Origin of the sequence: Methanoregula sp. (assembly GCF_023227875.1) — an archaeon.
Classification (GTDB): domain Archaea; phylum Halobacteriota; class Methanomicrobia; order Methanomicrobiales; family Methanospirillaceae; genus Methanoregula.
In genome coordinates this window covers 14,175-36,780 of the sequence record NZ_JALOCH010000012.1, presented here as the reverse complement: position 1 = coordinate 36,780, position 22,606 = coordinate 14,175, and the positions used below count along the sequence as shown (strand labels likewise).

General features: G+C 55.7%; 25 protein-coding genes. 3 read left to right on the top strand and 22 right to left on the bottom strand.

What is annotated here, in order from left to right:
- Window positions 1-13: 13 nt before the first annotated feature.
- Complete coding sequence (locus M0R30_RS11900) at window positions 14-1,510, bottom strand: transglutaminase-like domain-containing protein (protein ID WP_292547169.1); 1,497 nt, start codon at window positions 1,508-1,510, stop codon at window positions 14-16.
- A gap of 188 nt (window positions 1,511-1,698) precedes the next feature.
- Between M0R30_RS11900 and M0R30_RS11895 the strand changes: the two genes are divergently transcribed.
- Window positions 1,699-2,283: a class I SAM-dependent methyltransferase gene (locus M0R30_RS11895; protein WP_292547167.1), complete on the top strand. Its 585-nt coding sequence runs from the start codon at window positions 1,699-1,701 to the stop codon at window positions 2,281-2,283.
- A gap of 21 nt (window positions 2,284-2,304) precedes the next feature.
- On the opposite strand, the gene M0R30_RS11890 is transcribed toward M0R30_RS11895, so the two are convergent.
- Window positions 2,305-2,748 (bottom strand): HEAT repeat domain-containing protein, encoded by a 444-nt coding sequence (locus M0R30_RS11890; RefSeq protein WP_292547165.1) that lies wholly within the window; start codon window positions 2,746-2,748, stop codon window positions 2,305-2,307.
- 298 nt (window positions 2,749-3,046) lie between these two features.
- Window positions 3,047-3,757, bottom strand: coding sequence for a VIT1/CCC1 transporter family protein (locus tag M0R30_RS11885; protein WP_292547162.1), 711 nt, complete (start codon window positions 3,755-3,757; stop codon window positions 3,047-3,049).
- 155 nt (window positions 3,758-3,912) lie between these two features.
- Between M0R30_RS11885 and M0R30_RS11880 the strand changes: the two genes are divergently transcribed.
- Window positions 3,913-5,814: a PAS domain S-box protein gene (locus M0R30_RS11880; protein WP_292547160.1), complete on the top strand. Its 1,902-nt coding sequence runs from the start codon at window positions 3,913-3,915 to the stop codon at window positions 5,812-5,814.
- 31 nt (window positions 5,815-5,845) lie between these two features.
- On the opposite strand, the gene M0R30_RS11875 is transcribed toward M0R30_RS11880, so the two are convergent.
- The 5 genes from M0R30_RS11875 to M0R30_RS11855 form a co-directional block, all read right to left on the bottom strand.
- Window positions 5,846-6,076, bottom strand: a complete 231-nt coding sequence (locus tag M0R30_RS11875) for a hypothetical protein (RefSeq protein ID WP_292547158.1) — start codon at window positions 6,074-6,076, stop codon at window positions 5,846-5,848.
- A complete protein-coding gene (locus tag M0R30_RS11870) occupies window positions 6,073-6,405 on the bottom strand; it encodes a hypothetical protein (RefSeq protein ID WP_292547156.1) in 333 nt (110 codons plus the stop codon). The genes M0R30_RS11875 and M0R30_RS11870 overlap by 4 nt, the downstream gene beginning before the upstream one ends.
- Window positions 6,406-6,744 (bottom strand): hypothetical protein, encoded by a 339-nt coding sequence (locus tag M0R30_RS11865; protein WP_292547154.1) that lies wholly within the window; start codon window positions 6,742-6,744, stop codon window positions 6,406-6,408. It lies immediately after the preceding gene.
- 77 nt (window positions 6,745-6,821) lie between these two features.
- The gene (rlmH, locus tag M0R30_RS11860) at window positions 6,822-7,301 is read right to left on the bottom strand and encodes a 23S rRNA (pseudouridine(1915)-N(3))-methyltransferase RlmH (RefSeq protein WP_292547152.1); all 480 of its coding nucleotides are present in this window, start codon (window positions 7,299-7,301) and stop codon (window positions 6,822-6,824) included.
- 78 nt (window positions 7,302-7,379) lie between these two features.
- Window positions 7,380-7,694, bottom strand: coding sequence for a hypothetical protein (locus tag M0R30_RS11855; RefSeq protein ID WP_292547150.1), 315 nt, complete (start codon window positions 7,692-7,694; stop codon window positions 7,380-7,382).
- 148 nt (window positions 7,695-7,842) lie between these two features.
- On the opposite strand from M0R30_RS11855, the gene M0R30_RS11850 reads away from it, so the two are divergent.
- Window positions 7,843-8,337 (top strand): hypothetical protein, encoded by a 495-nt coding sequence (locus tag M0R30_RS11850; protein ID WP_292547148.1) that lies wholly within the window; start codon window positions 7,843-7,845, stop codon window positions 8,335-8,337.
- Window positions 8,338-8,342: 5 nt separating this feature from the next.
- Here M0R30_RS11850 and M0R30_RS11845 read toward each other — a convergent pair whose 3' ends face one another.
- The 14 genes from M0R30_RS11845 to M0R30_RS11780 all read right to left on the bottom strand — a co-directional run bounded on the left by M0R30_RS11845 (window position 8,343) and on the right by M0R30_RS11780 (window position 22,458).
- The gene (locus M0R30_RS11845) at window positions 8,343-9,557 is read right to left on the bottom strand and encodes a phosphoglycerate kinase (protein ID WP_292547146.1); all 1,215 of its coding nucleotides are present in this window, start codon (window positions 9,555-9,557) and stop codon (window positions 8,343-8,345) included.
- Window positions 9,558-9,578: 21 nt separating this feature from the next.
- A complete protein-coding gene (locus M0R30_RS11840; protein ID WP_292547144.1) occupies window positions 9,579-10,208 on the bottom strand; it encodes a V-type ATP synthase subunit D in 630 nt (209 codons plus the stop codon).
- Window positions 10,209-10,212: 4 nt separating this feature from the next.
- Window positions 10,213-11,601 (bottom strand): V-type ATP synthase subunit B, encoded by a 1,389-nt coding sequence (locus M0R30_RS11835; protein WP_292547142.1) that lies wholly within the window; start codon window positions 11,599-11,601, stop codon window positions 10,213-10,215.
- Window positions 11,598-13,364: a V-type ATP synthase subunit A gene (locus tag M0R30_RS11830; protein ID WP_292547140.1), complete on the bottom strand. Its 1,767-nt coding sequence runs from the start codon at window positions 13,362-13,364 to the stop codon at window positions 11,598-11,600. The genes M0R30_RS11835 and M0R30_RS11830 overlap by 4 nt, the downstream gene beginning before the upstream one ends.
- On the bottom strand, window positions 13,355-13,660 hold the full coding sequence (locus M0R30_RS11825) for a V-type ATP synthase subunit F (protein WP_292547138.1): 306 nt from the start codon (window positions 13,658-13,660) through the stop codon (window positions 13,355-13,357). Before M0R30_RS11825 ends, M0R30_RS11830 begins: the two co-directional genes overlap by 10 nt.
- Window positions 13,661-14,713: a V-type ATP synthase subunit C gene (locus M0R30_RS11820; RefSeq protein ID WP_292547135.1), complete on the bottom strand. Its 1,053-nt coding sequence runs from the start codon at window positions 14,711-14,713 to the stop codon at window positions 13,661-13,663.
- Between the two features lie 12 nt (window positions 14,714-14,725).
- Entirely contained in the window at window positions 14,726-15,304 is a 579-nt protein-coding gene (locus M0R30_RS11815) for a V-type ATP synthase subunit E family protein (RefSeq protein ID WP_292547133.1), read from the bottom strand.
- 11 nt (window positions 15,305-15,315) lie between these two features.
- Window positions 15,316-15,579 (bottom strand): ATPase, encoded by a 264-nt coding sequence (locus tag M0R30_RS11810; RefSeq protein WP_292547131.1) that lies wholly within the window; start codon window positions 15,577-15,579, stop codon window positions 15,316-15,318.
- 3 nt (window positions 15,580-15,582) lie between these two features.
- Window positions 15,583-17,610: a V-type ATP synthase subunit I gene (locus M0R30_RS11805; RefSeq protein WP_292547129.1), complete on the bottom strand. Its 2,028-nt coding sequence runs from the start codon at window positions 17,608-17,610 to the stop codon at window positions 15,583-15,585.
- Window positions 17,597-17,926: an ATPase gene (locus M0R30_RS11800; RefSeq protein ID WP_292547127.1), complete on the bottom strand. Its 330-nt coding sequence runs from the start codon at window positions 17,924-17,926 to the stop codon at window positions 17,597-17,599. Before M0R30_RS11800 ends, M0R30_RS11805 begins: the two co-directional genes overlap by 14 nt.
- Before the next feature lie 126 nt (window positions 17,927-18,052).
- Window positions 18,053-18,526 (bottom strand): alpha/beta hydrolase, encoded by a 474-nt coding sequence (locus M0R30_RS11795; RefSeq protein ID WP_292547125.1) that lies wholly within the window; start codon window positions 18,524-18,526, stop codon window positions 18,053-18,055.
- Between the two features lie 4 nt (window positions 18,527-18,530).
- Window positions 18,531-18,689 (bottom strand): hypothetical protein, encoded by a 159-nt coding sequence (locus M0R30_RS11790; protein ID WP_292547123.1) that lies wholly within the window; start codon window positions 18,687-18,689, stop codon window positions 18,531-18,533.
- Between the two features lie 92 nt (window positions 18,690-18,781).
- The gene (locus tag M0R30_RS11785; RefSeq protein WP_292547121.1) at window positions 18,782-20,710 is read right to left on the bottom strand and encodes a type II secretion system F family protein; all 1,929 of its coding nucleotides are present in this window, start codon (window positions 20,708-20,710) and stop codon (window positions 18,782-18,784) included.
- A 2-nt stretch (window positions 20,711-20,712) separates the two neighbouring features.
- Window positions 20,713-22,458, bottom strand: coding sequence for a type II/IV secretion system ATPase subunit (locus M0R30_RS11780; RefSeq protein ID WP_292547118.1), 1,746 nt, complete (start codon window positions 22,456-22,458; stop codon window positions 20,713-20,715).
- Window positions 22,459-22,606: the final 148 nt, after the last annotated feature.

The window sequence follows — 22,606 nt, the reverse complement described above, 5'->3', positions numbered from 1 at the left end:
CTATTCCTGCACTTCACGCTTTTTTCACGACTACCTTCCAGTCATCGAGCATCTCGAACTCCGGGTCGGTATCGCAGGTGTCGCAGACGGCTTTTGGCGACTGCACGACAATATCGAACATAACGACATTACCCGCCGGCGGGGTGAGCGGGACATCCACATCGTTCTGGATAATATAACGGTACGGGTCGAGGTTGCGGGCATAGAAGTCCTTGTACTGGTAACGGTCCTCGTCCGATGCTTCATACGACCATTCCGCACCCTCTGCAATCGTCACGTCGTTCGGGATCCAGCCGTAACCCGGCAGGTAATACTCGGACCAGAAGTGTGTGCCCTCGTGGCCCGGGACGAGCTGATAGCCCCCGACGGCACGGGCCGGGATGCCGAGCGACCGGCAGAGGGCGGCAAAGTACATGCTCTGGGTGCCGCAGTCGCCAAAGCCGGTCTCCAGCATATAGACCGATTCCGGCGTGCCACTTGCACTGAGCCTTGTATGGGGGACGTTGCTGTAGGGGTGCGATACCACGTGCCAGTAGAGCTTCTCCGCCTGCAGGTACGGGTTGGTCTCGTTGCCCACGATCTCCAGTGCCTTTTCCTTCATCGCGGGGGTGATCACAATGTTTTTCCCGGACGCGGTATACTTCCGGTATTCAGGATCCGCCGTGTCATATATCCCGACCTTAGCCGGGTCGATGGTGTACCGGACCTCGCACTGGATATACCGGAACCGGGCAGTGACCGACAGGGAATCCCCCGTAACGGACGCGAGCGGGATCTCAAGATAGGCGAGGCCCATGTCCGCGCCCGTTCCGGTCTGTGACTTCACGTACTGCGCCGGTTCAACTGCTGCGATGGTGACATTCCGCTGTGAGGGGGTCTCGACCGGCAGGGGGATCCAGAGACGGAGGGTGCCGGTCTTCGGGAGCATGGCGACCGGAATGGTCAGGGTCTCCGTGCCTTCCCACCGGACAGGGTTGACACAGGTGCCGGCACTCCCGTTATACGGGGCCAGTGCGATGGACTTTACCTGATCGTAAAACGGCGTTTCGCCTTTCTTTGCGAGAGTCTCCCGCATCAGGTCCATGTTATGGGACCGGATATTGTTGATGGTATTGGCGAAGAACCACGTCTCGCCATCGCTCTCGATGCACTGGCTCGCGTTGCAGGGGAGCCAGCCCGCCTTGCGTTCTGCCGGAACCGTGGGGAACGCCTCGTCAATCATGGAGGTCATGACCGACCGGTTGTACGGGGACTCGGCATACATCCGGACGGACACCGATCCTTTGTTCATGGCATCCCGTGCCCGGTCCGTGTTGCCTTCGGCCTTGTACTGCTCGTACGCCTGGAAGTAGAGATCTGCCGCAGCGTGGAAGTTGTCGGATGCAAACGCCTTCTCTGCCTGCGCAGAGAGGGCGTCTGCCTGCGATACAGGCGCAGGAGGCTGTTGCTGGGAGGTACAGCCTGCCGCAAGGACCGCGACAAGCACGAGGAGGAATACAAGTCGTTTCATGGCACACCTTTGTATTGAATAACTGACGGCAATCATCGGGTATTAATCTTCGGAATGGCTGCGTGACGGGAAACGGCACGTACCTCATCTGCCTCGCAACCCTGCCCCTGACAGGGGTGATCGGGGCCTGACAACCAACGGAGACAATTCCAGAAAAGTTATGTCGTTCGTGCTCCAACCGGACTATTATGTGTGCCAGTGACCGTTCCGGCCACCACCACGAGGTCTTCTCCGCAAAGAACGCTGCGAGCCTCGATACGCCTTTCCGCCGGTTCCTCTACCGCCCTGACCGGCTCGCAGAGCGGTATGTAAAATATGGCGACCGCGTGCTCGACTTCGGGTGCGGGCCGGGGTTCTTCACCCGCGAGTTTGCAAAAAAAGTCGGGGAGATCGGGCAGGTCTGGTCGGTCGACCTCCAGGAGGAGATGCTTGCCATCCTCCGGAAAAAGCTGGACCCCGAAGAGCTGATGTCGCGTATCAGGACGCACCGGTGTAAACCGGACACAATCGGCCTGCCGGCAGACCTGCACGGGACATTCGATACCGCGTTCTCCATCTTTGTTGTCCATGAGGTCCCGGACCCGGAACATCTGTTCCGGGAAATATTCACCCTCATGAAGCCGGGCGGGACATACTTCTACACCGAGCCGCCATTCATTGTTTCGGGCAGAGAGTTCCAGGAGAACCTTGCGCTGGCGGAGGAGGCCGGGTTCCAGCAGGTTGACCGGTTCTGGTACTTTGTGAACCGGGCAGCCGTGCTGAAGAAAGAGTGACCGGCGCGGGTCCGGTCCTCCTCACAGCGGGGAAATGCCCTTTAACAGGTTTTCTGTATATGACCGGAGCGCAGGGTCCTCATACTCGTCCGCAGTAAACTCCCGGAGTCCCAGCAGCGCCCCGGTACTCCGGATCACGGAGAGTGCATCGGCGGCCTGCTCCCGGGTGACCATCCGCTCATCCCGGTCCCGCAGCCGACCGATCAGATCCTCCACTGGCCGACCGCTCTTCAGCTGGCCGAGCGCAATTGTCGCAGAGAGCCGGATCTCCGGGTCCGCATCGCCCAGCAGGTCCATTAGGGGGCGGACTGCCCGTGGATCGTCGCTCGTCCCAAGCGCGGCAACAGCACGCAGTCGGGCAGCGGTGTCCGTGCCGGATGTGGCAGCAGACACAAGGTCGTAAACACCCCCACGGGGCTGGGCAGGATACCATTCACTTTCCTGTTCCTCAAGAATTAAACTCATACATTTCACCGATATAATCCGAATATTCACAAACCATTACAAATTCCCTGCTCTGTTCTGAAAGCACAGAACCTAACAGATAAAGAAAAGCAGCCGCTTATCATAAGCGGCCTGCAACCTAGTCACATTCATCTTCCTGGATGGAACGGACAGGTACATTGTTTTTTAATATATGTAACCCGGCAATAAATAATTTGTCGATAAAGCCAGCCTGATCCCCGATCCTCTTCACGACGGGAATAATCGTGCTGAAAATGTCCCGGATTCCCAAAAAAAGATGGGGGACTGATCAGGTTTTTCAGCTGAGCAGTAAACCAACAAGCGCACCCGCGATGGCCGCGGCAGCTGCGATCGCACACGTCTCAAGCACGGTCCGGAACATCGGCCGTTCTCCCAGCTTTGCACGCCCGATACCGAGCAGGATCAGGAGCAGGGCGGTCCCGAAGATAAAGACAATTTTTGCCTGTTCCAGCGGGAGAAATATGAACGGGATGACCGGAGTCATTGCTGCGATGAAATCCGCAACCCCCATCCAGCAGGCGTGTGTAACCGGGGAGGTCTTCTGAGCCGAGGTCTCCTCTTCGCCAGCCACAGCGTCCTCGAACTTCTGGATCGCGAGAGGATTCGCCTTCATGTCCTCGCGGATCGCATCAAGACTTTTCGTGCTGAGGCCGGTCCCCTGGAGGTCTCCGATCAGCTTATTGATGGCACTATCGGGATCCTGGTGGATCTCGGCTGCCCGTTCCTTTGCCTCCACCCGTGCCTCGTCCCGCTCGGACTCGATGTCGAGGAAGACACCGGCCATCATCGATACCGTGGCCGCGATTGCCGCCGTTGCACCGGCGAGGAGGATCACATTCCCGGACTGGGCACCCGCCACCATCCCGGCCACAAGCCCGAAGATGGAGACGACGCCATCCGACATGCCAAACACGATCTCGCCGGAACAGTCATGGATCGATCTCTTCATCCGGTGGAGGAATGAACATTTTTGTGTTTGTTCTGTCATTTTCGCATCAGCCTCATGGCATTTCCATGCATCCAGACAGGTGTGACAAGATGGGGTTTAGTCCTATGGTCTTCCGGTTCCGCGCGGGATGCCGGAGATACAGGATTCTTCAGCAAACGTAACTGTATTAACACTTCGCGCATGTACTCAGTGTAATGCTCCACGTCCTCTATATCGATGATGAGCCCGATCTTCTCGAGATCGGTAAAGCATTCCTTGAGGAGACCGGGGAGTTCACGGTGGATGTGGCCCCGTCACCCCGCCTCGGGCAGGAGATGCTGGAGAGGACCAGGTACGATGCGGTTGTCTGCGACTACCAGATGCCGGGGATTGACGGCATCAGCATCTTAAAGACACTCCGGTCAGAAGGCAACACCATCCCCTTCATCCTGTTTACCGGGCGCGGGAGAGAGGAAGTCGTGATCCAGGCCATCAACAACGGTGCCGATTTCTACCTCCAGAAAGGCGGCGAACCCGAAACGCTCTTCATCGAGCTGGCACACGTGATCAACTCGGTGGTCGGGAAACGGAAGGCCGATGAGCAGCTCCGTGAAACGAACACCTACTTAACGAACCTCATCACGTTTGCCGCCAACCCGATCGTTACCTGGGATGTCAACTCGAAGATCACCCGGTTCAACCAGGCATTTGAGAAGCTGACCGGCTTTTCCGAGACAAATATTGTTGGTCACGACTTCGACATCCTCTTTCCCGAGGATACCCGGGCAGACTCCAATGACCTGATCTGCCGCGCACTGTTCGGAGAGAAATGGGAGGCGGTTGAGATCCCCATACGGACGGTCCACGGGGGCATCCGGACGGTGATCTGGAATTCGGCAAACATTTACGCAGCGGACGGGATCACCCCGGTAGCGACCATCGCGATGGGGACCGACATCACGGAGCGTAAAAAAGCGGAGATCCGCCTGAAAACCGCATACGAGGAACTGGCTGCAACAGAGGAGGAACTCCGCCAGCAGTACGAGCAACTGGGAGGCCAGGAGCGGACACTCCGGGACAACCAGGAGCGGCTGAACAGCATTCTCCGCAGCACGCCCACCGCGATCGGGGTGATCAAAGACCAGATTCTCTCCGAAGTGAACGACCGGTTCTGCGAAATGACCGGGTACTCCCGGGACGAACTGACCGGCATGAACGTCCGTACCATCCGGGCAAACGCTGATGAGCATGTCCCGGAAGAGGGAGGAAACCGTGAAAGTGCCCGTGACAGGGAAGCGGGGATGGCAGAGACCCGCTGGCGAAAAAAGGACGGGACGGTCATTACCGTTGTCCAGAGTTCGACGCTGCTCAATCCGGATGATCCTGTGGCAGGGGCAACCCTTACCGCACTCGATATTACCTCCCGCGTGATGGCAGACGAGGCGTTACGTACGGCCAACAAGAAACTCAACCTCCTCTCGAGCATCACCCGCCATGATATCCTGAACAAGATCTCGGTTATCGAAAGCAACCTTGCCATAATCCGTCGCAGGGATGTACCCCGGGAGATCACAGGGTTTCTCGATAAGATCGGGACCGCAAGCAAAGCCATCCAGACCCAGATCGAGTTCAGCCGGATCTACCAGGACCTCGGGAGCCACGAATCCCGCTGGCAGAGTATATCCCGGATCCTCTCCGGCGGCATGGCGGTGCCGGATACCATCCGGTTCCATACCGATCTCAATGGTATTGAGGTATATGCAGACCCCATGCTGGAGAGGGTATTTTTCAACCTTCTCGATAACTCAATCCGGCATGGCGGGACGGTGCATGAGATCCGGGTCTCATACCGCGAGTCGGAGGCCGGACTCACCTGCATCTGGGACGATGACGGGGTGGGGATACCAGCCGATGAGAAAGAGAGGATCTTCGAACGGGGGTACGGCAAGAACACCGGCCTTGGTCTCTTCCTTGCTCAGGAGATCCTGGCAATTACCGGTATCAGTATCAGAGAGACGGGTACTCCGGGAAAGGGTGCACGTTTCGAACTGAGCATCCCAAAGGGCAGTTATCGGTTCCGGGAAGACCGGATAGCCGGTGGACTGCCGCGGACCTGATACATTCCTTTAATCCCGACCATTCGTATTGTCAGGCAGTGATCGCCTTGATCTGCAGTGTTAAGGATTTTGCAAAATCCTCCCCGGCAAAGATCCTGAGGGGCTCATACAGGTCATCAGCAAGGACGGGGACCGTATCTGCAGTGATATTTTCGGGTGTGATCCCGAGCTTCTTGCATTTTATCCTGAGCACGGACTGTGCCAGGGCCCGCCCGATCTTCGGTTCGAGGACACCCATGATCCGGTCTGAGTATTCCGTCATGGTTTCTCCACCTCGAACAGGTGCAGGAGCCGGTAACCGGCAAGGATAAAGCAGCCGGAAGCTGCAACGTATCCGAGGGACTGGAGCCACCGGAGGGAGTACTCTTTCGTGAATCCGAACTCCGTCCCGTCGGCAAAAATCCGGAGACCACCGGCGATGAGGGCAAAGGCGGCGAACAGGATCAGGGAATCGATGACGATCCGCATCTTCTCCGAATAATACCTGCGGGTAAAAACATAAAAACCCAGCACTACGAAGAAGATGAGCGGGACGATAATTTTCAGGATAAGCACGAGGGGGCTGGTGTTGTAATCAAGGAGATCGACCATTTATTTCCCCCCTTCCAGCCCGAAGGCTTCTGCAATCTCTGACAGGTTCGTATAGACTGACCAGGCAATATAGACACTGACCAGGGCAAAGATGATGGCACCGGTGCTCTCGAGCCATTTGAACTGTACAAGGAAATCTCCGGCAAAACGGGCGCCGGCACCGATGCATCCTGCAATGCCCCCGCACATGAGAGCCCCGGCTATTGTCTTCAGATTCCCCCCGAATTTCGTCCAGGCCCGGTAATAGTACCAGGTACCGATAGCGAACAGGATGAAGATGAGGAGCTTCAACAGCGGGTTGAGGATGCTGGTTTTGTATGAGAGTATCTCGATGACCATATGACCTCCCTGTGACGAATTCAGCACTTGTATAAGAAAAACATATCGGTATTTTCCCTAAGTACCCGGGTGGCAGGTCATTTATGGTAAGGTTCGCCCCGGAGGATACGGAACGCCCGGTAGATCTGCTCGATGAGCAGGAGCCGGGCCATCGGGTGCGTGAAGGTCATGCGGGATAAGGAGAGCCGCAGGCTGCTCCGGGCAAGGACCGCAGGAGAGAGGCCGAGATCCCCTCCGATAATAAATGCAACCTGGTTCCGGCCCGCCATCTCCCAGTGGGAGATTGCTTCGGCAAGGGCCGTGCTCGACCAGTCTTCCCCCTGGATAGCAAGTGCGACAACGAACGAGCCTTCGGGGATCACGGCAAGGATCCGTTCCCCTTCCTTCTGCATCGCGACCCGTTCCACGGAAGGGGATGCCGATGCCGGCCGTTTCTCCTCGGGCACTTCGATTACCTGGACCTTCGCATAGGGACGGAGACGCTTTTCGTACTCGGCAATGCCCTCCTGCAGGAACTTCTCCTTGATCCTGCCAACCGCAATAATACGGATCTGCATAGTGTACCAGTAAAAGTCAGTTGCTTTTCAATAACGCAGGCTACAGGGGGGGGCGGGAAGAAGTGGGAGAAATGTTACCTATGAATTACCCTTGGCATCTTTTGTATCGATTTTCTGGTGGGATAACACATCCAGCAGGACTTCTTTCATCATATTTTTCATGAGTTCCCGGCCCTCATCAGATGACATGTAGTCCTTGAACAGCTCCTTGAACTGTCCCATATCGTGGTGATTATCGACGAAGGATAATAAAGCTTGCGTGATACAGTCCGAGACCGTGGAGAACTTCTTTTCCTCGTACACGAGCTTATTGACCTTCTCGTAGATATTGGGGGGCATTTTGTAAGAGATCGCAACACGCTCCCCGCGGCTCGCCGGTGCTTTTTCAGCCATTCCCTAAAAAGTAGGGTAAAATACTATAAATAGGCTGTTAATCGCCCGCAATAATCCGTAAGGAATACTTTTTTCCCAAGTATATTCCTTAAAGCATCCTTATAGAATCCTTTTTATAGCGCGGCAGTTAAAGGGAGATTATCGTGAGGTGAGCATCATAAACGAAATACTTCTATTACTCCTGCCGATTGTCGGTGTCTTTGCCATTGGCTGCAGTATCGCACTCCTTGCCCTCGGAAAGATGATCGACCGGTTCCCCATAGGCGATGAATCAAAACGCGAACGCAGCCTCGCCAGCCCCATCGAGTCCACAAAGATTGCAGTCCTCATCTTCTGGGTGCTGTTTATCATCGGTATCTGGGCGGTTATCCAGGAGACCCGGTTCGGCCTCATCCTCGGCATCACCACGCTCTTTGCAGGCTGCCTGTTCATGTTCACAGCGCTCGGATTCTCATTTGCAGTCCTTTCCACCATGCGGAGCAGACAGAACCGGATCGAGAAACCGGTACTTCAGATCGGCACACAGGACGAGATTGTCACCATTTCCCAGCAGGGATACGAACAACCGGCCATCGTATCACGAAAACGACAGAGTAACTTCCTCACCGGTATCATGCTGGACACGATATCGAAAAAAGACTAATAATATTATCCAAAAATCTTTTTTGACTGCTCGAGAGCATCAACCGCTGGCAGTTTCTTGCCGGTCAAAAACTCGATGCAGGCCCCGCCGCCGGTCGAGATGTGGGTGAAGTCCTGTTCGATCCCCAGTTTCTCGATCACGGCAGCAGTATGTCCACCACCAATAACAGAGAACTCGACATTCGCTGCAGCCCGGAGGAGTTCGAAGGTGCCGGTGGCAAAATCGGCATCCTCGAAGACACCGGCCGGGCCGTTGAAGACCACGGTCCCGGCTTTCTTGATGTCCTGGACAAGCGAGGCGATGGCATCCATCCCGAGGTCGAGTACCGGGGCGTCATCGGGGATCTTCCCGATATCGTATTCAACGCGGCGGTTGTCCTGCCGGACGGCCACGGACTCCGGCATCACGACACGGTCACGGTGGCGGGAGAGGATCTCCTTTGCCTTCTCGATCTCCGGCTGGTACTTGAGCTGGGCAATCAGCTGCGTGGAGGGTTTACCGATATTATAGCCAGCCGCGATCAGGAAGACATTTGCGACCACGCCGATCACGATCACCTGGTCCGCGATACCGGTGTCCAGCACGTGCCGGGCAACGTTGATGGAGTCGTCCACCTTCGTGCCGCCGAGCACCATGCAGACAGGGCGGGGAGCGCCGGAGAAGACGCGTGACAGGGTGGAGACTTCCTTCTCCATGAGGAGCCCCCCTGCCGATCGCATGGCAAGGGGCAGGCCGACGATCGTGGGCTGCGAACGGTGGGCAGTACCAAAGGCATCGTTGACGAACACGTCCCCCAGGGACGAGAGCTTCCGGATAAGATGGGTCTTTTTCGCTTCTTCCGGTTTGAGGGTGAGGTTCTCCTCTGCATTGAACCGGACGTTCTCGAGCATCACCACATCGCCAACCTTCATCCCGTTCACCGCTTCCCGGGCATGGCGCCCGAAGATGCTGTCTACGTAGGTAACAGGTCTGCCCAGCAGCTGTTCGAGTTTGTCTGCATGGGACTCAAGGGTGGTGAAGTCTTTCTTCCCGGGCCTGCTCTGGTGGGTAATGATCGCGACCCGGCTTTTTTCAAGGGCACGGATGGTCGGGAGGTGTTCCCGGAACCGCTTGTCATCGAGAATAAGGCTGGATGTGGGATCGATAGGGGAGTTGAGGTCGAGCCGGAGGAGAACGGTTTTTCCCTCAGCTCCCAGGTCCTTTATCGTTCCAATCGGCATCGGTACGCCCCTTTAAAAAAATTATGCGGTATTCCGGGATTTGATCTTCTTCATCCGGAAGAGCTCTTCGCGTTCCATCTCGTCAAGGCGCATCTTGATGAAGTCCCGTGCTGCGGTAAGCTCGGGGATCACCTTGAATTCCAGCGCATTGACACGGCGCTTGGTCTTCTCGATCTCGTCGAGCAGGCGCTTCATCGTGGTCTCAATCTCGGCACTTGTGATGATCGCTTCCACGAGCTCCTCGAATGCCGATGCGGTCTCGTCAATGACGGTCGACGTCCCAAGGACACCGTAGCCGCGGTCAGCGAGAGTCTTGCGGACTTTCGAGGACTCGATCTGGGGCACGACAACGCCCATGATGTTCTTGCTCTTTAAGGCGATCTGCGGCACTTCCTTGACGGAAAACGCCGCGGATTTCACCCCGATCGCTCCTTCAACGGTGTTCGCGAGTGCCATCATCTCGACAGCGCGGGCATGCTTCTGGAGAAGGTCTCCCTTACAGTCCTTTGCATCTGCGAGTACCTTGAAAAATTCAAGGATCAGTCCATCGCGCTTCATCTTGAGGATCTTGTAGCCGCGCTCGGAGAGCTGGATCTTCCTCTTCAGGTTGATCAGTTCCGAACGGGTTGGCTTGATATCGCGCAGCGCCATGGATTTACTCCTTCTTTGCACCGGACTTGAGCTTCGGGTGGTACTTGTTGATGAGGTCGCGGTCGATACGGGTCAGCTGCTCAACCGGCAGCGTCGAGAGGAGTTCCCAGCCGATGGTTAAGGTATCCTCGATGGTGCGGTCCTCATCGTAGCCCTGCCGCACGAAGCGGTTCTCGAAGAGATCGGCGAACTCTAAGAGCAGGCGGTCGCGTTCGGAGAGGGCGTCCTTCCCGACAATGGCCACGAGGCCGCGGAGGTCGTTGCCTTCTGCGTACCCTGCGTACATCTGGTCGGAGACCTTCTTGTGGTCCTCACGGGTCTTCCCCGGTCCGATACCGAGGTTCATCAACCGTGACAGCGAGGGCAGCACGTTGATGGGCGGGTAGATACCCTTGCGGTGAAGGTCACGGTTGACCACGATCTGGCCTTCGGTAATATAACCGGTCAGGTCAGGGATCGGGTGGGTGATATCGTCACCGGGCATGGTCAGGATCGGGATTTGGGTAACAGAACCCTTCTGACCCTTGATCATGCCGGCACGCTCGTAGATACAGGCGAGATCCGTGTACATGTAACCCGGGTAGCCACGGCGGCCGGGCACTTCTTCACGGGCCGCACCGATCTGACGGAGTGCTTCACAATAGTTGGTCATATCCGTTAAGATAACCAGCACGTGCATACCGAGCTCGAAGGCAAGGTATTCAGCGGTGGTCAGGGCGAGACGCGGGGTGATGATACGCTCAACTGCCGGGTCATCCGCAAGGTTGAGGAAAACGACAGCGTGTTCGAGGGCCCCCGTGCGCTCGAAGTCGGCCATGAAGTAGTTCGCTTCTTCCTTGGTGATACCCATGGCAGCAAAGACCACGGCGAAACTCTCGGTCGAGCCGGGAACCTTTGCCTGACGGGCAATCTGGAGCGCAACATTGTTATGCGGAAGTCCTGCACCCGAGAAGATCGGGAGCTTCTGGCCACGGACAAGAGTGTTTGTACCGTCGATGGTCGAGATACCGGTCTGGATGAAATCCGCCGGCATGCCACGGGCGTACGGGTTGATAGCCGCACCAGTGATGTCGAGGCGCTTCTCCGGAATAATCTCAGGACCACCGTCGATTGGCTTACCGCCACCGGACAGGATACGGCCGAGCATGTCCTTGCCGACCGGCATCTTGATGGTCTCGCCGGTGAACCGGACGCCACTGTCCCTGCCGATACCGGTCGTAGTCTCAAAGATCTGGACAACGACGAGTTCATCGCTCGTGTCGAGGACCTGACCGCGCTTGATCGTTCCATCGTAAAGGACTATGTTCACGAGTTCCCCGTAGGCAACGGGTTCGGTCTTCTCGACGAAAACGAGAGGACCGGCAATCTTACTAATCGTCCTGTATTCCTTCATGCTGCCGACCTCAGGGTGTTGAACTCAGTGTCCATCTGCTTCTCGATCTTCGCCAGTTCGGGCTTGTAGTCCTTGATGAACTTGATCTGGGGCAGCTCGTTCTTTGACTGGACCGTGTTGATCTGGGCCGGGCTGACACCAGCGAGCTGGGCCGCGTAGGCAAGGTCTGCGAAGAGCTTGATCGATTTCATCATATCGTACTGCTTGGTCATGTCACAGAATGTGTCGACCGCATCGTACGCGTTCTGCTGGAGAAAGATCTCACGGATCATACGGGCGACTTCGATGGTCACCTGTTCTGACTCGGGCAGGGCGTCGGAACCGACGAGCTGCACGATCTCCTGCAGTTCTGCTTCCTTCTGGAGGACTTCCATGGCCCACGACCGGATCTTGTTCCACTCGGGTGAGACTTCTTTGTCATAGTAGTCCTGGAGGGTCTCGAGATACAGCGAGTAGGAGTTGAGCCAGTTGATGGCCGGGAAATGCCGGCGCTGGGAGAGTTTTGCATCCAGTGCCCAGAAGACCTTGACGATACGCAGGGTGTTCTGGGTGACCGGCTCCGAGAAGTCTCCGCCAGGCGGGGAAACTGCCCCGATAACCGAGACGGAACCACCGGCGCCGTTGAGGGCGGTGACAAGACCTGCACGCTCGTAGAACTCCGAGAGCCGGGCTGCAAGGTATGCGGGATACCCTTCTTCACCGGGCATCTCTTCAAGACGACTGGAGATCTCACGCATGGCTTCTGCCCATCGGGAGGTCGAGTCAGCCATCAGGGAGACATCATAGCCCATGTCACGGAAGTACTCCGCGATGGTAATACCGGTGTACACGGATGCTTCACGGGCAGCCACCGGCATGTTGGAGGTGTTTGCAATGAGCACCGTCCGCTCCATGAGGGGCTTTCCGCTTTTCGGGTCTTCAAGGTGCGGGAATTCGGTAAGAACTTCCGTCATCTCGTTGCCGCGTTCTCCGCAGCCGATGTAGACCACGATCTCGGCATCCGACCACTTGGCCAGCTGCTGTTGGGTAACGGTCTTGCCGCTCCCGAACGGGCCGGGAATTGCGGCAGTGCCGCCCTTTGCAATCGGGAAGAGCCCGTCAAGGATCCGCTGACCGGTGATCAGGGGGATCGTCGGGTTCAGCTTCTCTTTTACGGGACGGGGCACACGGACCGGCCAGCGCTGGATCATCGGGTACTCGCGGCCGTCTTCGAGAACGCAGATGATCTCGTCAACGGTGAAGTCCCCGCTCTTGATGGTCTTGACCGTCCCCGGCTTTGCATTGGGGGGAAGCATGACCTTATGGACGATGTTGGTTTCCTGAACCTCACCAAGGATAGCGCCCGGCTCGATCTTCTGACCGGTCTTGACGACAGGCTTGAACGTCCACTTCTTTTCATGGGAGAGCCCCGGTGCCGAGACACCGCGCTCGATGAAGTTGCCCATCTTGTCGACGAGCACCGAGAGCGGGCGCTGGATACCGTCGTAGATACTGGTCAGGAGGCCCGGACCCAGTTCAACGGCAAGCGAGAGGCCGGTGTTGGAGACCGGTTCGCCCGGCCGGATACCCGAAGTATCCTCGTACACCTGGATAATAACGTTTGCGCCCTCGATCTTGATGACTTCTCCCATCAGCTCTTCTTTGCCGACCTTCACCACATCGTACATGTGGGCGTCAAGGTTGACTGCCGTAACGACAGGGCCGGCGATCCTTTTCAGGACCCCTTGTTTCTTTTCTTGTGATTGTTTTCCTTTTACTTCCACAGATCAACACCCACCGATCTCTTGATTCTCTCCCGCATGGAGAGCCCGCCCTCTTCTTCGCCGCCGATCGCGATCACGGTCGGCTTTACGGAATTCTCCAGCGTGGCGCGGAGCCTCCTTGGGATCTTATCCATATCACTGCTGTTGAGGACGAGGATACCGACCTCGCCGTCCTGCAGCACCGTGGTGATGTGCTCGTTCAGTTTCTCATCGTTCTCCGCCGCATAGGTCTTGCGGATGCCTGCGAGACGGAACCCGAGAATGAACTCACTGTTGCCGATTACTGCGATCTCCATTCACATCACCAGGTATTCCGCGATCTTATCAGACGGCAGTTTCGATTCCTTGCCGCGGGCAAGCGCCCGCAGGTTGAAGACCTCGTACTTTTTCTTCTCCAGGTAGACGAGGATCGGGTGAATCGAGAACGGGTTTCGCTTGCTCATCTTCTCCATCTGCTCGAGCTGCACGCGGGTCAGCCGGATCTCGATATCATGCATGGCCTTCCGGCCTTTCATTTCGTCGAGCAGTGTGTGGAGGGACTCATTTCTCACGCTCGCCCTGAGCTGGTCAATGAACTCGTTTGAATCGCGGATAGCATTCAGGCTTGTGAAGTCTGTCGGCGAAAGCGTCCCTCCGGAGATATACATTTCCCGTACACCCTCAGGAGCCTGTGCATCTGCACGGAGCCGGAAGAGGGTCTTCACGTTCTTGATATCGATCTCCAGCTGGATGTAGGACAGGAACGATGCCCCTCCCTTGATCCCGGCCTTTGTATCGCCCAGGATCTCGGCATAGAACTGCTTGTACAGCTCGTTCTCCATATGGGAGAAGGACCCGGACTCTTTAGCTGCCGGGAATTCCCGTGCAAGGACGGCATACATCCGGTGGCCTTTTAAGAGTTCGATAATCCGGTCATTACTGTCCTCGGCAAGCAGCCGGTCCAGCATAATCTTGTCCAGGCTCCCGGCGGGGATCAGGATCTCCTTGATCTTGCCGGTCTTCTCACCCTGGACCTTCCCCCGGAGGATGGTCAGGATATTCTGGATGTCCCAGCGTCGCAGATAGTCCTGGGTAAACGCTTTGAGCGTCCCCGGCGCTATCTCCTGAATCTTCTGGTATTCCTTCGCGAGGTTCCAGCTCAGGGCGACTTCCAGTAAGTCCATGCCTTCGAATGCCGTCCCGAGTTCGTCGATCTCCTGTTTATATTCGGTTTCTCCGATGATACGGGTGATTTCTGAAACGCTCATGTTGAGCATCCGCATGTACTCCTCCTTGGGGAGGAGTTTTGCCTTCCGCACCCGCATCCTGGTGCACACATAGATGTACGGTGCTGAAATATTCACACCCATACGCGTGCCCCCTTACCCGAACAGGATATCCGACGCATCCTTTAACCCGGATTCCCACACCTTCGCTAAGAATGTGCGGTAGCTGTAATCAATCTGCAACTCTGCCCCTTCACCTTCAATCAGGAGGCCGCCATCGATATTGACAGGCTCCCCGAGCCTGAACCCTGCAAACTCCGGGTTCTCGGCAATGACCGCCTTGGCGGCTGCCTGGTCCCGGGCATTGCAGAAGATCGTACCTTTCGGGATCTCCCTCTTTGCCTCAGCGAGGAGTTTCTTGATCGCTTCACGATGGAAGCTCTCAGGGAGGGCTGCGATATCCTTACGGGTTGTCTCGTAGACTTGATCCAGGAGCGCCTTTTGCGTGTTTAAGAGCTCGCGCTTGACCAGAAGATTAGCAGCGGAAACGTCCTGGCTCACGAGGTGAGCGGACTGTTTTGTCAACTCCTCTTCTGCCGCAAGCTTGATCTCCTCGGCACGCCTGGTGGCTGCCGCGATGATCTGGTCCACGTTCTGCTTAGACTCTGCATGTATCTTTTCCGCTTCGGATCTGCCCTTTTCCCTGATCTCTTCGACTACTGCTTCCAGTCCCATTGTTCTCTCCTTTAGAACAAGAGCAGGAGACCAACGACGAGACCGAAGATAACGATTGTTTCGGGGATAACCGTGAAGAGGAGACCAAGACCGAAGAAGTCCTTGTTCTCTGCGATGGCGCCAACTGCTGCGGCACCAATGCCCATCTCAGCGACGCCGGTTCCGACGCCGGTAAGACCGACGGCAAGGCCAGCGCCGATTGCCTTCATTCCCATCTGCGATGCCTGGATCGATGCGAGATCTGTTGCTGCAATTGCTACTACTTCTGCTGCCATAATTTATTCCTCCGTAAATCTGCGTTTCATTCCGAATGGAACGTACCTGATGCCTCCACCCTTGTAGAACTTGGTGAAGAATTCGACATAGTGCAAACGAATCGAGTGGAGCCCGCCACCCAGAAGACCCAGTGCGATATTGAGGGTATGGCCGAACAGGAATATCACCAGTCCGACGACAATCATCACAATACCGACAAGGGAGAGATCTGCCATACCGGGGCCGATAAACATCCCGATAGACATATAATTCACAACCATTGCAATGGCGACTGACGAGAGCCCCACGGCAACGAGACGTGCATAGGACAGGACATGGGAGATGATCGTGGGCAACTCGATCACTTCAAGGACGGAATCCCATGCGATGCAGATGACACCGGCAAGGATGAGCGCCCCTCCGATGAACGTGCCAATGTTAAACCCTGCTGCAACCACCGGCAGCCCGGTAAGATCGGGCATATACGGCATTACAACATTGGACCAGATAGCGATGAGTATCCCCCACATGACGGCGAGCCAGCCGAAGTTGGCTACGACGGTCTTGGTGCGGTGGATACCGTGGTCCTGTTTTGCATGGTTATACATACCGAGTACCCGCCCGAGCGAGATATGCAGGACACCAATCCAGATGGCCATGATCATCAGTGCGGGAATCGCCGGCCCGTGACCGCCGGCTTCGGTTGCACCAATGAGCAGGTGCCTGCTGAACATGAGGGACTCGTAGTGTTCGATAGGGTTCACAAGCCCGCCGGCTCCAAGGATCCACCCGGTGATCTGGGAGAACTTGAACCCGAGGAACTCGTTAAAGAGCAAACCGAAGATGATACTGGAGATGCTGGCGTTCCGGAACACGGTCAGCAACTGCTGCCCGTCCTCACCCTTCAGCATCGTTCTCAGGCCGAAGTACATTGCAAGGAAGACGAGGCCGTACCCGACATCCCCGACAATGAGACCGAAGAAGATCGGGAACACGATGGCGAGCATCAGTGTTGGGTCTACCTCGGTATACTTGGGCCTTGAATAAATGTCCATCAGCATCTGTGCCGGCTGAGCAAATTTTGGGTTGTTATATTCAACGGGCACTGCGTCGTGCTCGATATCTGTGGGCAGAACCGTGACAAACACCTTGCCGCCGGTCACCTTCACGAGCGATTCGCTGACCGCTTCCACCTTGTCGGAAGGTACCCAGCCCTCGGCGACAAAAGTCTGCTTCGTGGTTGCAAACCGGAGCGGTGCCTCGGTCTGTTCCACTTCAGTTCTTAAGAACTCTTCGCAGGCGACCAGGAACCCGGCGTGCTGTACTTTAACCGCATCCAGCTTCGCGTTGGTCTCTGCAATCTCTTTTGTAAGGGCAGTGATCTGCCCGGCATAATAGTCGATACGGGCCTGCGGGGCACCGGATTCGTCAGGGATTGGGACGGACTGGTATGCAGCTTCCTGCAGGGCCCGCTCAACCTCGTTCCGCTGCCCGGTCGGGGCAATGACAACAATGAAATTCTTCTCCTTACTCTTGGAGAAGTGCATTTCGTTCGGAACGGAAAGCGTTACTTCCTGTGCCACGTAGCCGGCAAATACGGTGAACCCCGCATATCCCCGGTATATCTCGAGATCCGCCGGAATACTGACGAACGGTGTGATCTCGGTAATCTTTTGTTCGAATTCCTTGACCCTGTTATCAAGTTTCGAGCGTTTCTGGGTGAGTTCCTCAACTTCCTGTTCAAGAACAGGGAGTTCGCGCTCAATCCTTGACTTGAGTTCGGAGCCCGAACAGGTTTTTGCAGAATTGATATCGTCCCCATGGATGGAGACGGCATTCTCGATCGCCCGGATCTTCAGCAGATCCACAGACGCTTCGCTTGCTCCTGAAAGGGGTGAGCCAATCTTGAAACCCTCATAGCCCTCTGCCCCGCCTTCAACATATTCCTCGATATGGAACAGGTGGTGGCGATAGAGCTCCGCTACAACCGGACCCATCTGGTCCCGTGAAGCGGCGATGAGGAGCCGGCTCATCTGCTTAGGCTTTAACATGCAGCTGCTCCTTAAACCGCAAAACCAGCAGCTGCACTGCCTTCGAAAGGTTCTGCTCCCCCTTCGATTTCAGTGCTGCTGCTCGCTGATTGCCACTTTTTATGATTTCAGCGTGCTTAAGTGCCGCCTGGTGCCGTGCTTCTTCCAGTTTCAGCTTTTTATACTGTTCTGCATTGCTCTGCGCTTTGGTAACCAGATTGTCTGCTTCGAGCTCGGCCTGGGAATGTTTGTGCTTTTTCTCTTCCTGGGCCTTGCTGATAGCAGACTGGTATTCTTCTTCAGCTTTTTTGATGTCTTTTAGGACCTCAGTCTTCATCCAACCCTCCTCTCACGGCAAGTACAATAATAGGTGAAAAATGCCATATATGTATTGTTATTTTGGTTCTTCCGGCACGTATTGAAGTATACTATACGAAGATTATACGACGAAAATGTTAACTGATTATGAAAGATCTGTTAACATCTGGTACTTTACATAACGGTGTGTTGCAGTTGCCGGCAGGCCGGTGACCTCCACACCCTCCGGATGGACTTTTATGGTCGTCCCTGCCAGCTCGTCGCTGGAGCAGACCAGGTGCTGCTCCGGGTGGGTCCCCCGCCGGATCGTACAGCTGGTCGTGATACGCGGGCCGACCGATACCAGGTAGGAGAACCGTTTCGACCCGGGGTGCTCTTTTGGGAGGACGATCAGGGGCATGCGATAGATCCTGACGAATTCGGCGAGCATGATCGCCGGCTCAAGAGCCCCGCCTTCGGGCGCCGAGACTACGATGAGATCCGTTGGCTCGATGGTCTGGCTGTATTCCTTGTCTGCGGTTACGATCCTGAGGGCAAACAGGGCATTTGCCTTTACTGCCAGTAAAAAAGATCGGGTGCCCGAGATGAGCAGGAACTCATCCCGTAAAGGCACGATCATGATATCAGAGTGCCGTCACGTTATCGGACTGGCAGCTGGCACAGATGGGTTTCTTGCTGACACTCTCGAACTTCTCTCCGCAGTCATTGCAGCGGTACTTCTTACCCTTCACCCGCTCATCGAAATCCAGGTCCCCGGTAGGACCCCCACCAACAGTACACATCTATCTGTCACCTCATTATCGACATCTTCACGTGAAGACTTAATGGTATCTGAACCGGTTTTGTTACTCTCGGCCCACCACAGTCCTGATTCCTACACGATGATGAAATTGAACGTCACGAGAGCTATCAACAGGAGTACACAGGAATGTTTTACTCCGGCTGCAATGGATGACTCTCCCATCTGCCCGGCAATGAGCCCCGAGAAGAGCGCCTGCATGAGGCATGCATGGTAGAGGATCCGCCCGAACGTTGTGATGGGGATGGAGCCGATTCCCGAGAGCGCCCCCGAAACCGGCATGCCTTCAACAGAGATGTCCGCGAGGATCGGCAGGAACTGCGTAGTCAGTACCGCGACGACGAAGAGGAAGACGAAGAACGAGAGGTACACGATCGCGGTATAGATGAACATCTCCGACATCCGCTCTCTCTTGAGGGCTTCGCTCATCTTGGCATCGCTGGAGGCAATCGAGAGCACCTCGTGGATCTGCCCGCTCATCTCGCTCGCCTTGGTGATCAGCGTCACCGTGCGGGCGATGGTGGGCGTGCTGACCCGCTCCTCGAACCGCATGAGTGCCTCGGTGAAGTTTGCACCCCAGTCCATGTCGCGCTTGATGCGCCGGATCTCGTAGCTGAGCAGCCCGAGATTGGTGTTCACCATAATCGCGATGGCCTGTGCGATCGTGAGCCCGACCTGGTTGATACCCGACATCCGCTCCAGGAAATCCGGGACTAAGGCCTGAATTCCGAGGACCTTCCGGGACCAGATCTCGTAAAAAATGGCATAGGGTATGAGGATGACGAGGAGGGCGATGATGATGTGATCGTCCACGACACCGAGATAGACATTGAAATCCCGGTACTGAGGTACCCTCAGGAAAACGGATACGATGTACAGGACCGCAACAGGGACGGTGATGTATAACGTGCGATTGACATCGCTGATGAAACTGTCAAGGGGGTGACGTATATGTTCAATCAGCGACCGGATCCGGTCATATTTTTTCAGCTGCTCGAAGAGGGGTTCTTCGTTCTTCTTTGGGACGATCGTGACATCAGCATAGGTATGGAGCCATTTAATCGTCGTATAGCGCTCGGTTGTTTCCGCCTTGATCGAGAGGAGATCGATGAACAGGATGAAAATAAACGAGCCGATTGGCATGACCGCATAAGTAATAAGAGAGAGCTGGAGGACCGCCGTCCCTCCCGTCATCCCCATCACCACCATGATGATGATGAGGAAGAGCGGACCGGCAACAAAGAGGGTGACATATGATTCTGCCACAAGGGAGAGGATATTCAAAAACTGCTTCTGCTCGAACCGGGCCTCCTCCTGGTACAGCCGGACCCGTGTCGAGAGGAATTCCTCCATGTCGCCGCCGCTTTCAATCACCGAGAGGAGGTCTTCCAAAAAGATCTTGAGTTTTTCTGAGGGGGTTGTCTCGGAAAGGTGACGAATCGACGTGACAACATCATACCCGAAGAAATCGGCATCCCTCACGATCTGGCGGAATTCCAGGGCCACTTCACCGTAGATATTCGCCCGGTCCGAGAGGGAGTGGAAGATTGTCATCAGCTCGGCTCCCCCTTTCCGCATCGCATACATGTATGCCACCGCATTGTGGAGGGTCAGGTTGATCTTTATGGAGCGGTTGTTCTTCTCGATGCCGGGCAGTTTCAGCACCAGGGTATACCCGAGATACATGCCAATCAAAAACGAGAGCACGATGATAAGCACACCGATGTATTCCGCTGGGTAGAGGGTGTTGAGGAGCACCGGCATCTGCAGGTTGAAGACGTTAGTGATCCCCACTTTTTCGTTCAGGGCGGGCAGGGTTAAAAAGGCACTTGCAATAATCCCGACAGCGGCAAAGAGGAGGGCAATCGTGAGGGCAATTTTTAAGGACCTCCAGATGTACTGTTCGAGGGTCATCCCGATCCGGGCAGAGATCATGTCGGCATGCAGGTTGCTGAACCGGACCGGGTCCCGCTTAATCCACTGGTAAACATATTTTCTGACCATTATCAGATTACCTTGCGGAGGTCTTCGATATGGGAGAGAACGTTTTTCGCATCGATATGGTACGCGTGGAACAGGGATGCGACGGAGATGTAGTCCTTAATACCCTGTTTCTTCATAGCATCGAGGATGGATTTGCGAAGGCTGACTTCCGTCTCGAACTGCTCCCGCGACCAGCCCCGTTTCTCGGTGATATCCATATAGACCTGGGACCTGCCGGTAAAGCCAATCACATCGTGGACTGGATCGTACACGAAGACGTTGTTCACCCGAAGATTGCTGGTTGAGGGATCGATACCGGCGATCTCAACGATCTCCTGAACACGACGGACACGTTCGGTCCCGTGATAGATCAGGCCCTGGACACTGATGATGTTCAATGCCTGCATCATGTTTCGGGGCACATTCAATGGCTCGCTCTCCAGCCGGTGAATTGCGGCATCGACACTGCCACCGTGCATCGTGGAGAACGTGGTGTGGCCGGTGTTCATTGCCTGGAAGAGCGTCTGGGCTTCCGGCCCGCGGACTTCCCCCACGAGGATGAACTCGGGCCGCTGGCGCATGGCCGCTTTCAACAGGTCGAACATGTTGATCGCGTTCCCGCCTTCGGTCAGTGCTTCGCGGGTGACACTTGCAATCCAGTTGTCGTGGTAGAGCGTGATCTCACGCGTATCTTCGATGCTGACTACCTTTGCGACAGGGGGGATAAAGAGAGAGACCGCGTTGAGGGAGGTGGTCTTGCCCGATGCGGTTCCCCCGATGAAGAGGAGGCTCTTATTGTTCTCGATGGCCAGCCAGAAATAGACCAGCGCATCGGCATTGAATGTCCCGATCTCCATCAGTTCGATCGGGGAGAATGGCTCTTCTCGGAATTTACGGATGGTGAACGAGGTCCCGCGGGTCGTCACTTCCGTGCCGAGTGTCAGCTGGAGGCGGGACCCGTCCGGGAGGGTTGCATCGATCATCGGCGAACCCGTGGAGATATGTTTACCGGACCGCTGGGCAAGCGTGATCGCAAGGGAGTTGAGGACCTCGGACTCGAACGCAATATTTGTCTTGATATTCCGGTATCTCCGGTGGTAAAGGAACAGGGGGATCCTGTTCCCATCGCAGGAAATATCTTCCAGCTGGGGGTCCTTCATGAGGGGGTCGATACGCGACCACCCGATATAGTTCCGGAGCAGGAAATACTGGATCTTGAAGAGCGAGGAGGGTTCGAGGCGCAACCCGTAATCATCGATCAGGGTATGTATCTTTTCGAGGATGATGCGTTTACGGTCCTTCCGGATCTCTTCAGAAGAGAGGATCAGTACGTCCCGCAGGTCCTCGTACAGGCGTTCCAGTAACTCATATTCAAAATCCGAAAGGGATGGTTCAAAGAGGAGATACTCGTTCTGGTTGGTCTTTTTGTTCAGGCCGATGACGACGAGCGAACATCCCTGTTCGACCCAGTACTGGTCCACCTGTTCATAGCCGTCGGGAATCCGGACGTCAACGAGATTCCCATGGCGCTCAAAATCATACTCTTCGATTGCGCTCTTTTCCTTCCCTTTCAGGAGGTTGAAGAAATGGTGGTGGGTTGCAGCGTTCTTTTTCGGCTCCGGTATACCAGGTCCCGGTACTCCCGTGCCATTTCCGAGGTCTGTTTTTTCCTGCAGTGTCGTTGTCACAACAGAACCATCCGGACCCGGTACCGGACTCTCTCCGGCATCATTTTTTTTAATGGATTTGATGAGATCTGCTATCCCCATGGTTTGCGAGCTCCTCTCCCCGAAGATGACTGGGGTTCCCGATTTATAGTTCGGGAGACCAATCTATATAAGTATGTGTCAGTCCGGTACATTTCCGGGCGTTTTCCCGGTCGTTTGCCGATTACCCATATTCATTTCCCGGACGAAT

Coding starts and splice junctions, on each gene's coding strand:
- M0R30_RS11900 (WP_292547169.1), bottom strand. CDS start 1,510: ATGAAACGACTTGTATTCCTCCTCGTGCTTGTCGCGGTCCTTGCGGCA.
- M0R30_RS11895 (WP_292547167.1), top strand. CDS start 1,699: ATGTGTGCCAGTGACCGTTCCGGCCACCACCACGAGGTCTTCTCCGCA.
- M0R30_RS11890 (WP_292547165.1), bottom strand. CDS start 2,748: ATGAGTTTAATTCTTGAGGAACAGGAAAGTGAATGGTATCCTGCCCAG.
- M0R30_RS11885 (WP_292547162.1), bottom strand. CDS start 3,757: ATGACAGAACAAACACAAAAATGTTCATTCCTCCACCGGATGAAGAGA.
- M0R30_RS11880 (WP_292547160.1), top strand. CDS start 3,913: ATGCTCCACGTCCTCTATATCGATGATGAGCCCGATCTTCTCGAGATC.
- M0R30_RS11875 (WP_292547158.1), bottom strand. CDS start 6,076: ATGACGGAATACTCAGACCGGATCATGGGTGTCCTCGAACCGAAGATC.
- M0R30_RS11870 (WP_292547156.1), bottom strand. CDS start 6,405: ATGGTCGATCTCCTTGATTACAACACCAGCCCCCTCGTGCTTATCCTG.
- M0R30_RS11865 (WP_292547154.1), bottom strand. CDS start 6,744: ATGGTCATCGAGATACTCTCATACAAAACCAGCATCCTCAACCCGCTG.
- rlmH (WP_292547152.1), bottom strand. CDS start 7,301: ATGCAGATCCGTATTATTGCGGTTGGCAGGATCAAGGAGAAGTTCCTG.
- M0R30_RS11855 (WP_292547150.1), bottom strand. CDS start 7,694: ATGGCTGAAAAAGCACCGGCGAGCCGCGGGGAGCGTGTTGCGATCTCT.
- M0R30_RS11845 (WP_292547146.1), bottom strand. CDS start 9,557: ATGCCGATTGGAACGATAAAGGACCTGGGAGCTGAGGGAAAAACCGTT.
- M0R30_RS11840 (WP_292547144.1), bottom strand. CDS start 10,208: ATGGCGCTGCGCGATATCAAGCCAACCCGTTCGGAACTGATCAACCTG.
- M0R30_RS11835 (WP_292547142.1), bottom strand. CDS start 11,601: ATGAAGGAATACAGGACGATTAGTAAGATTGCCGGTCCTCTCGTTTTC.
- M0R30_RS11825 (WP_292547138.1), bottom strand. CDS start 13,660: ATGGAGATCGCAGTAATCGGCAACAGTGAGTTCATTCTCGGGTTCCGT.
- M0R30_RS11820 (WP_292547135.1), bottom strand. CDS start 14,713: ATGGGTGTGAATATTTCAGCACCGTACATCTATGTGTGCACCAGGATG.
- M0R30_RS11815 (WP_292547133.1), bottom strand. CDS start 15,304: ATGGGACTGGAAGCAGTAGTCGAAGAGATCAGGGAAAAGGGCAGATCC.
- M0R30_RS11810 (WP_292547131.1), bottom strand. CDS start 15,579: ATGGCAGCAGAAGTAGTAGCAATTGCAGCAACAGATCTCGCATCGATC.
- M0R30_RS11805 (WP_292547129.1), bottom strand. CDS start 17,610: ATGTTAAAGCCTAAGCAGATGAGCCGGCTCCTCATCGCCGCTTCACGG.
- M0R30_RS11800 (WP_292547127.1), bottom strand. CDS start 17,926: ATGAAGACTGAGGTCCTAAAAGACATCAAAAAAGCTGAAGAAGAATAC.
- M0R30_RS11795 (WP_292547125.1), bottom strand. CDS start 18,526: ATGATCGTGCCTTTACGGGATGAGTTCCTGCTCATCTCGGGCACCCGA.
- M0R30_RS11790 (WP_292547123.1), bottom strand. CDS start 18,689: ATGTGTACTGTTGGTGGGGGTCCTACCGGGGACCTGGATTTCGATGAG.
- M0R30_RS11785 (WP_292547121.1), bottom strand. CDS start 20,710: ATGGTCAGAAAATATGTTTACCAGTGGATTAAGCGGGACCCGGTCCGG.
- M0R30_RS11780 (WP_292547118.1), bottom strand. CDS start 22,458: ATGGGGATAGCAGATCTCATCAAATCCATTAAAAAAAATGATGCCGGA.